The following is a 12,897-nucleotide window of genomic DNA, read 5'->3' as shown; positions in this document are numbered from 1 at the left end:
CGCCTCACGACAACGCCAGGCTGACCGGCGTCTTGCCGACCACTCCCGTGCTCACGCCGTCGCGGGCCATGGATTCGATCGTGCCCCAGTTCTCGCGAAAGATCCGCGCCGCCTCGTTGGCGCTTTCCGCCTGGATCGTCAGACTGCACGCGCGCCTCGTGCCGTTGCTGGCGAGCTGGAAGTAGAGAACATATCCAGACGATTCCGCACTCCGTGCGGCCAGCGGTGCCTGCTGCATGTAGGTTTTCCCCAAAGTGTTTTTGTTGCGCCACCCGCAGGCAGGATTTGACAGGGATGCGGCACAGTCGTGGTCGCGATCGAGCTGAGCTGAACGTTTGTTCATTTTGTTGGCCGGTGTTGCCAGGATTCAACACCGGGTGGAACTTGCCGTAGCTCGGCACTGCAACTAAGCCGCGATCGCGGCATCAGCTCAACCGTCGTGGCGTCTACGCATCGCCCTCTGGATGGACCATCAGCGTCTCTTGGATTGCGGTGGCGAGCATCGCGCCGTCACGGTCGTGGACGCGCGCGATCGACAGCCCGCGGCCGCCATCCGCGCATAGGCTCTCGGTTTCGACATGCATCCAGGCGTCAGGCGAAAATGTGCGATGAAACCAGATGCAATGGTTGAGGCTCGACAGATAGAGTGGCGCGCGCGACTGCAGATCGCCGAGATGGCCGCCGACGCTGGAGAAGTTGAGCCACCAGTCCGAGAGATAGGCGAACACCGCGGCCTGGGCGCGAGAAGCAGTGGTGAGCGGCTGCCTGGATCTGATCCAGAAGCGCAGTCGCGGCTCTGCCGTCGCGGCCGAGAGCTGACGTTCGATCTCGGGGATGCGGAAATCCATGCTGGGCTTGATGTGCTGGGAATAAGGACCGAGCGGTCGCAACTGCGCCATCAGCCCGTCGGGGATCATGGTCAGATCGGGCAGGCTTTCCGGATCCTCTGAGGGGGTGAATGGCGCTGCGTGCCGCGGACCCGGTTGCGCTGCGCAGAACGTGGCCTGCGCGCTCAGGACCGTGCGCCCGTTGCCCTGGCTGCCCACGACGTGGCGTGAGGAGAACCGCTTACCGTCCTGCAGGACCTGCGCGTCGAACGTGATGCGGCGGCCGGGATCGGCACCGCGCAGGAACAGGAGCTGCAGCATCGCGGCGGGACGATCTTCGGGCGCGCTGAGGGTCGCGGCCATCATCGCCTGGCCAAGGATCTGGCCGCCATAGGACCGGCCATTGAGATTGCCGTCGCCGAAGCGGCTGCGATAGCGGAGCGGGGCGATCGTCTCGAGCGAGACCAGCGCCTCGGCTGCCTGATTGTCCCATTGATCGCAAGTGAATTCGCTTCCTTCCGCGACGCGCTTGCGTTGCCGGTCCATTCCGATCACATCGCTGGGAATTTCTGTGGTCCGGGATAGAGCGGATAGCCGGCGGCGACACCGTATTCGCTGATGCCAAATCCGGTCTCGTTGCCGCTCTCGAGCCGGACGACATGATCCGACAGCGTCCGTGCGATGGCGCGCGTCGCCGTATCGTCGAGGTTCCAGATGTCGTGCCCGGCATGGCTCTCGCCGCGGTCGTCGCCATGGGTCCAGCCTTGCAGGCCGCCATACATGCCGGCCTTGAGATAGAAGCGGGTCCGCAGTCCGTGCATCCTGATATGGCGCGGCTCACCGCGATCGAAAGCGAAGGTGAAATCGGCCATCGCGATGGTCTGACCGAGCGGATCGTCAGCCCACTCGATCTCGTGCTCCAGCGAGGTCACCTCGCGATGCGACACCGATCCGTCGGCTTCGCGGTGGAACTCGGTGCCCGAGAGGTAATGCGGCTTGCCCGGCGCGCGCTCCTTGATGAAGATCGATAGCGCCGACTCCGGGAACTGGAACATCGACCAGGTCCAGAAGAAATTGCGATGGGTCGCGACCGGCGGCCTGGTCTCGTCGGTGCGCATCTCGGATCGCAGGCCCCAGGAGCGGTCGCGCTGCCCCCACCACAGCTCGGGCTCGATCTCGTAACGCTTGCCGTCGGCGACGATCCAGCCGCGCCAGCGGCCGAATTGCGAGACGCGCGCGAGGTCTTCCTCGACGACACCGTTGCGCTCGCGAAAATTCTGCTTCTCCTGCGCCGCCGGAAAGCTCGCCTTGAATTCGAGCGCGAAGCTGATGCCGGACGGATTGTCGGCGAGCGAGATCCTATGCAGGCTGTTCCCCTCAACGATCTCGATCCTGAGCCCGCCGACTTCCGTCTCCAGCGGACGGGTCCCGAGCCGGCGCGAGGCACGGAAATTGTGCTGACGCCGGCCGATGGTGATGCCGGCAAAGCCGTCGATCACGTTGCGGTTCGGGTAATAGCCGAGCCCGATGTCGATCAGCAGTTCGCTGCCGTCGATCGGATGCGCGGTGTACCAGTAGCGTTCGGTGAACCTTGCATCGCCGCCGCCTGCCTTGGCAAACGGCTGCGGCGTCTGGTGGCCGATGAGATCGTCCTGGGCTGTCAGCATTGTTCTTGTCCTTGTGTTTGAGCCGGTTCGGTCGGATGGGTAGCGCGGGATCAGTCCTTGGCCGGGCCGGCGCCCACGATGTCGCCGAACAGCACCCAGGTCTTGCCGTCGAAGCGGGCGAAACGGCGCTCGGTAATCGCTGCGTAGTCCTGCGGCGTGGTCTGGATCGTGATGCCCGGGAGCAGCATCGGCAGCTCGATGCCGCTGAGACTGGTGGCCTGCTTCAGCACGTTCTCGCGCGTGAGATTGTCGCCGCAGCGCTGCAGGATGATGGCGCCGAGCTGGGCGGTGGTGTAGCCGGTCACCGCGATCACGTCGTTCGGGTCCATCCCCGGCATATATTTCGCGGCGAAGGCGAGATAGTCGGTCATGCCCTTGTCATTGGCCCAGGCCGGATCGTTCGGCGTCTTGTAGGAAGTCGTGGTCAGGATGCCGGTGGAGGCCTCGATGCCTGCCGGCACCAGCACGCCGGCGATCGAATTCGCGGTCGAGCCGAGGAAGATCAGCGGTTTCCAGCCGAGCTCGTGGATCTTGCGGATCGCCATCGAGGCGAACTTGTTCTGCGCGGCGATCAGGATGGTGTCGGCGCCCGATGCCTTCAGGTTCACGATCTGGGAGTCGATGGTGGGCTCGGTCGACTGATACATCGCCTCCTTGACGATCATCGTCTCGGCCATGGCACCGAGCCCTTCCTTCAGGCCAAGGACAAAGTCCTTGCCGATGTCGTCGGCCTGCAGCAGCACGCCGATCCTGGCGTCCGGCTTCTCGCGCAGGACGTAACGCGCGATGATCCGCGACTCGTTGACATAGGTCGGCGAGTAAGGCGTTGTCCAGGGAAACTGCTTTGGATCGTTCCACCGCGTACCGCCGCTCTGCACCAGCAGATGCGGAACGCCGTTGCTGTTGAGATATTTCTGGATCGCGGCGTTGGTCGGCGTGCCGAACGGCGCCATGATCGCGAGCACCTTGTCGTTCTCGACCAGCGCGCGCGTCACTTCGACGGTCTTGGGCGGGCTATAGGCGTCGTCGCGGGTCAGGAAGTTGATGTGGCGGCCATTGATGCCGCCTTTCTCGTTCAGCATCGTGAAATAGGCGAGCATGGTTTTCGGGAAGCTCGCATAGATCGATGCCGGTCCGCTGTAGGGCGCGTTGGCGCCGAGCAGGATCTCGCTGTCACTGACCCCCGGGCCATAGGCCTTCTGGGCATTCGCCGTTCCGAGCGCGCCGGTGAGCGCGAACGCCCACACCGCAAGCGTGACGATTGGCTTCCGCATCTTCCCCTCCCATGACGCCCTCTTTTGCGGGGCTGGTTGATCCGGCGATGGAAGCCTTGAAAGGCTTTACCCCTCGCATCGGCTATGCAATAATAGACCGTCTGTCCGGATTATCAACTGGAATCTACGGACGGCGTATCGGCCTCATGCGTGACGGAAACATCCGCAGGCGTGCGCGGCCGCATGACGGTGTGGAGGAAACATGAAGCTGACGCAGGCGCTGATCGCGGCGGTGCAATTGCGCAAGGACGCACCCGGCACCATCCACGCCGGACGGTCGCGGAGCTGGAAGGAGATCGGCCATCGCGTCGCCTGTGCCGCGGGCGGGCTGCGACGGCTCGGCGTCGATGCCGGCGATCGCGTCGCCATCCTCGCGCACAACAGCGACCTCTATATCGAGGCGCTCTATGCCGTCGCCTGGGCCGGCGCGGTCGCGGTGCCGCTCAACACACGCTGGGCGGTCGCCGAGAACGCCTATGCGATTGACGATTCCACGCCAAAACTGTTGCTGGTCGACAAGGCCTTCGCCGAGATTGCGTCCGCGCTGCGCGGCGCAAAATCACTCAGCGCAATGGTCTATCTCGATGAGGGGCAAGTGCCCGACGGTATGCAAAGCTATGACGAGCTCATAGCGCATGCGCCGATCGAGGACGCCTCCGGCGCCTACAACGATCTCGCGGGCATCTTCTACACCGGCGGTACCACCGGGTTTCCCAAGGGCGTGATGCTGTCACATGCCAACATCATCTATGAATCGCTGGTCTGGATCTATGCGCTCCGGTTCCGTGAAGATACCCGGTATCTGCACTCGGCCGGCATGTTCCATCTGGCCGGCACCTCGCCGATGATCGCGCTGACCCTGGTCGGTGGCACGCACGTGACCATCGCGAAATTCGAGCCCGAGCTCGCGATGAAGACCATCGCCGAGCACAAGGTGGATTACTGCCTGTTTGTGCCGACCATGCTCAACATGATGCTCAATCATCCATCCTTCGGCACATATGATCTGAGCAGCGTCAAGGATTGCGAATATGGCGCCTCGCCGATGCCCGACGCGCTGCTGGTCAAGCTGATGCGCGTGCTGCCGAGCTGGCGCTTTCACCAGGGCTACGGCATGACCGAAAGCGCAGCGCTGGCGACCATCCTGCCGTGGGAGTATCACGCGCTGGAAGGGCCGCTGGCGGGCAAGCGCAAATCGGCGGGGCGGGCAGCGCCAGGCGTTGAAATCCGCATCATCGATCCCGCGGGCAATGAGGTGCCGCGCGGGACGGTGGGCGAGATCGCGATCCGCGGCGCCGGCGTGATGCTCGGCTATTGGCGCAAGCCTGAGGAAAGCGCGCGCGTGCTGCGCAACGGATGGCTGCACACCGGCGACGGCGCCTGGATGGACGAGGACGGGTTTGTCTATATCGTCGACCGACTGAAGGACATGATCGTCTCGGGCGGCGAGAACGTCTATTCCGGCGAGGTGGAGAACGCCATCTTCCAGCACGAGCACGTCAAGGAATGCGCCGTAATCGCGGTGCCCGATCCGCAATGGGGCGAAGCGGTGCACGCCATTGTGGTGCCGAAGGACGGCAGGAGTCTCGATTCCGAAATGGTGATCGCGCACTGCCGCACCTTGATCGCCGGTTACAAGTGCCCGCGTTCTGTCGATATCCGCCTCGAACCATTGCCGCTGACCGGCTCCGGCAAGATCATGAAGTCGGCGCTGCGCGAGGAGAAGTGGCAGGGCTATACGAGGTCGGTCAATTGATGCCGGAGGCTGCGAAACGATCCCATCAAGATGTGCCGGAGCCTGTTCGCCCGGTCGTGGTCAATGACGACGCGGTGCGGCCAGCACTCGGGCGGCATCTGTCGCGGATATCCGGGAGCCGGACGGAGATTGTGGGCTTCGGCCGCAAGTCATCGGGTTTCTCCTGGATCACCTATGCGTTCGTGGCCCGCACTGCGGCTGAAGGCGACCGCAAACTGATCCTGCGCGTCGGTCCACCGAGCGGGCTGTTTGCGCCTTACTCGGTGCTGCCCCAGGTTTATGCGCTGCAGTCGCTGGCCGGCAGCGGCGTACCGGTGCCGGCGTTGGTGTCATCAGAACAGGATGGCGCCGAGATCGGCTTTCCGTTCTTCATCTGCGCGCATGTCGAGGGCGACGTGCCGGCGCCCTGGGCGGCGAGCGAACTCGATCCGGACCACAAGCGCGCGGTCGCCCGGCAGTTCGTCGAGATCCTCGCGTCGCTGCACCGGGTCGACGCGGATGCGACGCCATTCGCATCGCGGCATCACAGCGGAGAACGTGCCGAAGTCCGCGCCATCGCCGGCTGGCGCGCCTCGCTGGCGCGGCCGACGGCGCGTTACTATCCGCTGCTCGACTGGGGTGGACGCTGGCTGCAGGACAATTGTCCGCAGCCGCCGCGCCGTACCATTGTGCATGGCGACTACCGGATCGGGAACTTCATCGAGCACAAGGGGCGGATCACAGCCATCCTCGATTGGGAGCTCACGCACCTGGGCGATCCGCATGAAGATCTGGCCTGGGCGATGCTGCCGACCTTCAACGCCAGGAGCCGCAAGCTCTATGGCGTGCTCGAGCGCACGGAGGTGATTGATCTCTATCAGCGCGCCTCCGGCATTCCCGTCTCGGACAAGAGCCTCGCCTTCTACGAGGCCTATGCGCTGTATCAGGCGGCAGCGATCCAGATGTGCGCGGTGCGCGCCTTCGAGGTCGATCGCTTCAACGACATGCGGCTCGCCGTGATGGCAAGCCAGATGCCCTCGATCGTGCGGGCCTTCGAGCGCGCATTGGAGGCCGCGGCATGAGTGCATCCTTCGAGCGGTTGATCGACGGCATAATCGATGCGCTGCAAAGCCACGTCGTGCCGAACAGCAATGACGATTTCGTTCGCGGGCAGGTGTTCTCTGCAGTCTACGCGCTGAACGGGCTGAAGCTCGCAGCCGACTGGAAGGCCGGGCCGCTGCTCGAGCAAGTGCGTCTGCAGGACGATACTTTCGCGATGGTCGAGCGACTGGCCGGCAGCATGACGCATCCGGAGGTTCCTTCGACGCCGCGCATCCAGGGCGGCCCGTCCGACGTTGCCGCGATCGAGGCATTGCGCGACGATGGCGACCGGCGGCTGGGGCAACTTCTGCTCTGGGCGAGCGGGGAGCACGCACGAGCGGCTAATCCCAATGCTGCGACCGAGATCGAGCGCCTGCTGCGGCGGGCGATTTGCGACCAGCTCAAGATCGAGCTTGCGACGACGCCGAAGTCGATGCTGCAGCAGATCGCGGGTGGCGAGCGCGACGGTGGTGCGGCGCAGGGCTAGCGTGGTTTCGTCGCCGACCGCCGCCGGGATGCATCGTTGCACGCCTTCCGCGACCAGCGGCGACGCTCACGAAGAAGCTTGCCGGTCCATGGCGCTCATGCTACTAATTCACCGAACGGTCGTTCGGATTATTATTGAATGGCCGATAGACATCCGCGGTAAGCGGCCGGCGAGGGAGACGGAGCGATGAACATGATGACCGGCGTCCCGCCATGGGAACGGCTGATCCGGCCCGACCGGGTGCACGGATCGCTCTACACCGACCCTGACATCTTCGAGGCCGAGCTCAAGAACATCTGGTACCGCACCTGGGTCTATGTCGGGCATGAGAGCGAGGTCCCGAACGCCAACGACTACGTCGTCAAGTCGATCGGCCCGCAATCCGTGATCATGACGCGCGACGAGCAGGGCAAGGTCAATCTGCTACTCAACCGCTGCTCGCATCGCGGCAACCAGGTCTGCTCCTATGACCGCGGCAATGCCCGCTCGTTCACCTGTCCGTTCCACTCCTGGACTTTTGCCAATGACGGCCGCCTGGTCGGTTATGCCTTCCCCGACGGCTATGAGGGGCAGGACAAGTCGCAGCTCGCGCTCGGGCGGGTGACGCGCGTCGAGTCTTACCGCGGCTTCGTGTTCGGCTCGTTCGCGGCCGATGGCCCGACGCTGAAGGAGCATCTCGGCGGCGCCGCCGAGACCATCGATCGCCTGGTGCGCACCTCGCCGGAGAACGAGGTCGAGATCACGGCGGGCTTCCTCAAGCATCGCGTCAAGGCGAACTGGAAGTTCATCCTGGAGAACGAGTGCGACGGCTATCACCCGGCCTTCGTGCACACCTCGATCTTCGGCGTCGCCGACAGCATGATCGGCAAACTCTATGGCGGAGCCTCGACCGCGCTGACGCGCGACTACGGCAACGGCCATACCGAGATCGACCTGCGGCCCGAGTTCCGCAAGCGCGACGCGCCGATGAGCTGGTTCGGCACCAGCGAGGACCGGTTGCCGGACTACACGGCGCGCATGAAGGCCGCCCATGGCGACACCGCCGCGCGGGAGATCATGATCGACGGCACGCCGCATGTGATGATCTTCCCGAACCTGTTCATCGCCGAGATCCAGATGTTCGTGATCCAGCCGCTTGGCGTCGACGACAGCGTGCAGCACGTCACCGCGCTGCAGTTCAAGGGCGCGCCCGATCTGAACCGAAGGCTGCGCCAGCAGACCATGGGCTCGGTCGGCCCGGCCGGTTTCCTGCTCGCGGACGATTCCGAAATGTACGAGCGCTGCCATCGCGGCGTGCTGGCGCGCAATCCCGAGTGGATCTTCCTAGGCCGCGGCGAGAAGCGCGAGCGGCAGGACGAACTCGGCTTCACGGTCGGCCACGTCACCGACGAGGTGCCGTCGCGCGGCATCTGGACCCATTATCGCAAGCTGATGGAGCCAAACTGATGCTGTCGCGCGAGAGCAGCGCCACGTTGATGAGCGCCATCACCGCCTTCCTCTATCGCGAGGCGCGGCTGCAGGACGAGCATCAATACGAGGCCTGGGAAAAGCTCTGGACCGACGATGGCGTCTATTGGGTGCCGGCCAACGGTGCCGACATCGACCCGGAACGGCAGATGTCGATCATCTACGACAACCGCTCGCGGATCGCGCTGCGCGTCCGGCAGCTGATGACCGGCAAGCACTTCACCCAGACGCCGCAGTCGAATTTGCGCCGGCTGATCTCCAACATCGAATTGATGGATGAGCAGCCTGACGACGGCGACATCGCGGTTGCCAGCAACAGCCTCATTTTCGAATCGAGCCTGCGCGACGACACGCTGTGGGCGGCGCGCAATGAATACCGGTTGCGCCATGTCGATGGCGAATTGCGGATGGCCGCCAAGAAGGTCATCCTCGTCAACAACGACAAGGCGATCTACACGCTTTCGTTCCTGGTCTAGAGGAAAACGCGCCATGATCGACAAGGGCCCCGTTCTGCTCGACATCACCGACGGCATCGCGCGGCTGCGGCTCAACCGCCCCGATGCGGCCAACGGCATGAGCGTCGAGCTGCTCCGCGCGCTGTGTGACGCCATCATGGTCTGTCATGGTCATTCCGATCTGCGCGTCGTGCTGCTGAGCGGCGAGGGCACCAATTTCTGCGCCGGTGGCGACGTCCGCGCCTTTGCCTCCAAGGGCGAGAAGCTGCCGGACTATATCCGTCAGGCGACGGCGTATCTGCAGAATGCGGTGACTGGATTGCTGCGGCTGGAGGCGCCGGTCATATCATCGGTGCAGGGCTTTGCGGCGGGCGGCGGCGGCTTCGGCCTGGTCTGCGCTTCCGATATCGTGATCGCGGCGGAATCGGCAAAGTTCCTCGCTGGCGCGACGCGGGTGGCGATGGCGCCGGATGCCGGCGTCTCCGTTACACTGTCGCGGCTGGTCGGCCTGCGGCGGGCGATGTCGATCCTGTTGACCAACCCGGTGATCCCGGCTGCCGAAGCGTTGCAGATGGGCATCGTCACCAGGGTCGTGCCCGATGCCGAGCTCGCCGATGCATCGCTCGTGCTGGCCCGCGAGCTTGCGGCCGGCGCGCCGAAGGCGCTGGCGGCGACCAAGCGGCTGGTCTGGGCCGGCACCGGCACCAGCATCGAGCAATGCCTGTCGGAAGAGGCGCGCACCGTCGCGGAACTCTCGGGGATGACCGATGCACGCGAAGGGCTCGCCGCGGTGATCGAGCGGCGCCAGCCTGTATTCACGGGGCGCTGAGGTGGCGAGCTTGCCATTCGGACGTCTCGATGGCCGCCGCGCCTTCGTCTCCGGCGGCGCGCGGGGCATCGGTGCTGCGATCGCGCGCAGCTTTGCCGGCGCGGGCGCCAGGGTTGTGATCGCCGATCTCGATGTCGCCGCGGCCTCGGAGCTGGCGCGCGAGACCGGCGCCGGCGTTGCAGGATTAGACGTCAGCGATGCCACGGCAGTGCAGGCTGTGATGGCGCAGGACGGCCCATTCGACATTGTCGTCAACAATGCCGGCATCGATCAGCATGCCTTCTTCACCGATACCACGGCGGAGGATTGGGCGCGGCTGATCGCGGTCAATCTCACCTCGGTCTTGGCCTGCACCCACGCCGCGTTGCCGGCGATGCAGGCGGTGGGCTTTGGCCGCATCATCAACGTTACCTCGGAAGCGGCGCGGCTCGGCTCAAAGGGCGGCGCGGTCTACTCCGCGGCCAAGGGCGGCGTGATCTCGTTCACCCGGAGCATCGCGCGGGAGAATGCACGCTATGGCATCACTGCGAACGCGATGGCGCCGGGACCGATCCGCACGCCGATGCTGGAGCAGGCGGTGGCAAAGGGCGGCGACAGGATCCTGCAGGCAATGACCGGCGCAACGCTGCTCGGCCGCCTCGGCGAGCCGGAGGAGGTCGCGGCTGCCGCGCTGTTCCTGGCTTCCGACCAGGCCGCCTATATCACCGGAGAGACGCTCGGCGTTTCCGGCGGCATGGGCATCGGCGGCTGAAATGGGCAGCGCGGACGACGATATCGCAATCACGCCGGTCGATCGCGCGATCGAGCGTTTGCGCGCGATCTATCGCAGCTGGACCCGCGATACATCGGTGGCGCAGATGCGCGACGACTGGGACGCCGCCTTTGCCGGCTGCTCGGTGCCGGTGACGCGCCAACCGGTCGCCGCCGGCGGGGTCGACGGCGAATGGCTCGTGCCGACGGGCGCATCGCGCGACAAGGTGATCCTCTATTTTCACGGCGGCGGTTTCCGTATCGGCTCGGTCGCGTCGCATCGCGAACTGGCCGCACGGATCGCCGATGCATCCGGCTGCCGCGTGCTCTCGATCAATTACCGGCTTGCCCCGGAGCATCGTTTCCCCGCGGCACTCGAGGATGCGCTGATTGCCTATCGATATCTGCGCGATCAGGGGCTGCATCCGGCGGATATCGCCTTCGCCGGGGATTCGGCCGGCGGCAATCTCGTGCTGTGCGCGATGCTGGCGGCGCGCGACCGTGGCTTGCCGCTGCCCGCCGCCGCCGCGCTGATGTCGCCCTGGACCGATCTCACCGCGAGCGGCGCGAGCTATCAGAGCAGGGCCGAGGCCGATCCGATCCACCAGCGCGCGATGATCCTGGCGCTGGCGAAGAACTACCTTGGCAAGGACGGCAATGTCCGCGATCCGCTGGCCTCGCCGCTTTATGCCGATCTCACCCGTCTGCCGCCGCTGCTGGTGCAGGTCGGCGACCGCGAGACCGTGCGCGACGATGCGACGGAACTGGCCGCCCGGGCGCAGGCTGCCGGTGTCGACGTCAAGCTCCAGGTGTGGGACGGCATGATCCACGTCTTCCAGATGTTCCCGGAGATTTCGCAGGCGCGCGAGGCGATCGCATCGCTGGCAGCTTTTTTGCGCAACCATCTTCACATCGGCCATGAGAGGGCGCCACAATGAACGTCATGACGTCGGATCCGCGCCAGCTCACTGAGGCCGAGTTCCACTTTTCGGAGCAGCCCAATCTGCCCGAGGAGCTGCGCATGCTGCGCGAGCAGGTGCGCCGCTTCGTCGAGAAGGAAGTAGTGCCGCATGCCGAGGCGTGGGAGCGCGACGGCAAGATCCCGCGCGAGATCTATCGCCGCATGGGCGCGCTCGGCTTTCTCGGCATGCGCCACGCGGTCGACCATGGCGGCACCGACATGGGGCCGCTGGCCTCGATGGTATTCGCCGAGGAGTTGGGGCGCTCCAGCTTCGGCGGTTTCACCTCGTCGATCCTCGTGCATACCGACATGTCGGCGGTGCACATCTCCTTGCGCGGTACGCCGGAACAGAAGCAGAAGTATTTGCCGGCGATTATCCGCGGCGAGACGGTCTGCTCGATCGCGGTGACCGAGCCCGATGCGGGCTCCGACGTCGCAGGCCTCAAGACGCGGGCGCGGCGCGACGGCGACAGCTGGGTGATCAACGGCGCAAAGATGTTCATCACCAACGCGGTCTATGGCGACATCCTGATCGTCGCCGCGCGGACCGACCCGCATGCCAAGGGCAGCCGCGGCATCTCGCTGTTCATCGTCGAGCGCAACACGCCGGGCATCACGGCGACCAAGCTCGACAAGCATGGCTGGCTCTGCTCGGACACCGCCGAGATCGCGTTCCAGGACGTGCGCGTGCCGGCGGAAAACCTGCTCGGCGAGGAGAACAAGGGCTTCTATGGCATCATGGAGACCTTCCAGAACGAGCGCATCTGCATCGGCGGCATCTGCGCGGGCGAATCCGCCAAGGCGATCGAGCTGACGACGAATTACGTGAAGACGCGGCAGGCATTCGGCGGCCCGCTCTGGAATCAGCAGGGCGTGCGGCTGAAGCTCGCCCAGCTTGCCGCGAAGGCGGCGGCGGCGCGGGCGCTGGCCTATCAGGCCGCCGAGCTCGCGGCGGCCGGGCAGGATTGCCTGCGTGAGGTCTCGATGGTGAAGGCGCTGTCGCCCGAGGTGCTGCACGAGGTCGTGCATGGCTGCCTGCAACTGCACGGCGGCTCAGGCTTCATGCGCGGCACCCCGATCGAGCGCATGGTGCGCGACGCGCGGGTGCTGACGATCGGCGGCGGCGCCACCGAGGTGATGCTGGAGGAAGTGGCGAAAAGGATGTGACGCCGGCGCTCTTTCTTACCTCGCCCCGCTTGCGGGGAGAGGTCGGATCGCATCGTGAGATGCGATCCGGGTAAGGGGGAGTCTCCACGAGCGTTTCTGGCAGCGCGTCTGCGGATGCGGCCCCTCACCCCAACCCTCTCCCCGTAAGAACGGGGCGAGGGAGCAGACCTCCGTCCG

At 65.2% G+C, this 12,897-nt stretch carries 13 protein-coding genes; 9 read left to right on the top strand and 4 right to left on the bottom strand.

The window, feature by feature from the left end:
- Positions 1–4 precede the first annotated feature (4 nt).
- From ACZBJS_RS09185 to ACZBJS_RS09170, 4 genes are all read right to left on the bottom strand, one after another.
- Positions 5–343: a hypothetical protein gene (locus ACZBJS_RS09185; protein ID WP_316396035.1), complete on the bottom strand. Its 339-nt coding sequence runs from the start codon at positions 341–343 to the stop codon at positions 5–7.
- A 103-nt stretch (positions 344–446) separates the two neighbouring features.
- Entirely contained in the window at positions 447–1,373 is a 927-nt protein-coding gene (locus ACZBJS_RS09180) for an acyl-CoA thioesterase (protein ID WP_316396034.1), read from the bottom strand.
- Positions 1,374–1,378: 5 nt separating this feature from the next.
- Entirely contained in the window at positions 1,379–2,494 is a 1,116-nt protein-coding gene (locus ACZBJS_RS09175; RefSeq protein WP_463438655.1) for an Rv3169 family protein, read from the bottom strand.
- Positions 2,495–2,544: 50 nt separating this feature from the next.
- Positions 2,545–3,768, bottom strand: a complete 1,224-nt coding sequence (locus ACZBJS_RS09170; protein ID WP_463438654.1) for an ABC transporter substrate-binding protein — start codon at positions 3,766–3,768, stop codon at positions 2,545–2,547.
- 202 nt (positions 3,769–3,970) lie between these two features.
- Here ACZBJS_RS09170 and ACZBJS_RS09165 point away from each other — a divergent pair, with 202 nt between their 5' ends.
- The 9 genes from ACZBJS_RS09165 to ACZBJS_RS09125 all read left to right on the top strand — a co-directional run bounded on the left by ACZBJS_RS09165 (position 3,971) and on the right by ACZBJS_RS09125 (position 12,720).
- Entirely contained in the window at positions 3,971–5,524 is a 1,554-nt protein-coding gene (locus ACZBJS_RS09165; RefSeq protein WP_076829064.1) for an acyl-CoA synthetase, read from the top strand.
- 32 nt (positions 5,525–5,556) lie between these two features.
- Positions 5,557–6,585, top strand: a complete 1,029-nt coding sequence (locus ACZBJS_RS09160; RefSeq protein WP_316396031.1) for a phosphotransferase family protein — start codon at positions 5,557–5,559, stop codon at positions 6,583–6,585.
- A complete protein-coding gene (locus tag ACZBJS_RS09155; protein WP_253587681.1) occupies positions 6,582–7,091 on the top strand; it encodes a hypothetical protein in 510 nt (169 codons plus the stop codon). The genes ACZBJS_RS09160 and ACZBJS_RS09155 overlap by 4 nt, the downstream gene beginning before the upstream one ends.
- A gap of 186 nt (positions 7,092–7,277) precedes the next feature.
- Positions 7,278–8,537 carry an aromatic ring-hydroxylating oxygenase subunit alpha gene (locus tag ACZBJS_RS09150; RefSeq protein WP_316396030.1) on the top strand — a complete coding sequence of 420 codons (1,260 nt, stop codon included), beginning with the start codon at positions 7,278–7,280 and terminating at the stop codon, positions 8,535–8,537.
- On the top strand, positions 8,537–9,034 hold the full coding sequence (locus ACZBJS_RS09145) for an aromatic-ring-hydroxylating dioxygenase subunit beta (RefSeq protein ID WP_038387409.1): 498 nt from the start codon (positions 8,537–8,539) through the stop codon (positions 9,032–9,034). The genes ACZBJS_RS09150 and ACZBJS_RS09145 overlap by 1 nt, the downstream gene beginning before the upstream one ends.
- A 13-nt stretch (positions 9,035–9,047) precedes the next feature.
- On the top strand, positions 9,048–9,842 hold the full coding sequence (locus ACZBJS_RS09140; RefSeq protein ID WP_316396029.1) for an enoyl-CoA hydratase/isomerase family protein: 795 nt from the start codon (positions 9,048–9,050) through the stop codon (positions 9,840–9,842).
- 1 nt (position 9,843) lies between these two features.
- Complete coding sequence (locus ACZBJS_RS09135) at positions 9,844–10,593, top strand: SDR family NAD(P)-dependent oxidoreductase (RefSeq protein WP_316396028.1); 750 nt, start codon at positions 9,844–9,846, stop codon at positions 10,591–10,593.
- A 1-nt stretch (position 10,594) separates the two neighbouring features.
- Positions 10,595–11,530 carry an alpha/beta hydrolase gene (locus ACZBJS_RS09130; protein WP_316396027.1) on the top strand — a complete coding sequence of 312 codons (936 nt, stop codon included), beginning with the start codon at positions 10,595–10,597 and terminating at the stop codon, positions 11,528–11,530.
- Positions 11,527–12,720 carry an acyl-CoA dehydrogenase family protein gene (locus ACZBJS_RS09125; protein WP_092083745.1) on the top strand — a complete coding sequence of 398 codons (1,194 nt, stop codon included), beginning with the start codon at positions 11,527–11,529 and terminating at the stop codon, positions 12,718–12,720. The genes ACZBJS_RS09130 and ACZBJS_RS09125 overlap by 4 nt, the downstream gene beginning before the upstream one ends.
- Positions 12,721–12,897 lie beyond the last annotated feature (177 nt).

This window comes from Bradyrhizobium sp. KZN70725, from assembly GCF_055264925.1.
Note: the sequence above shows the minus strand (reverse complement) of the source record. Positions and strands in the feature narration are given on the sequence as shown.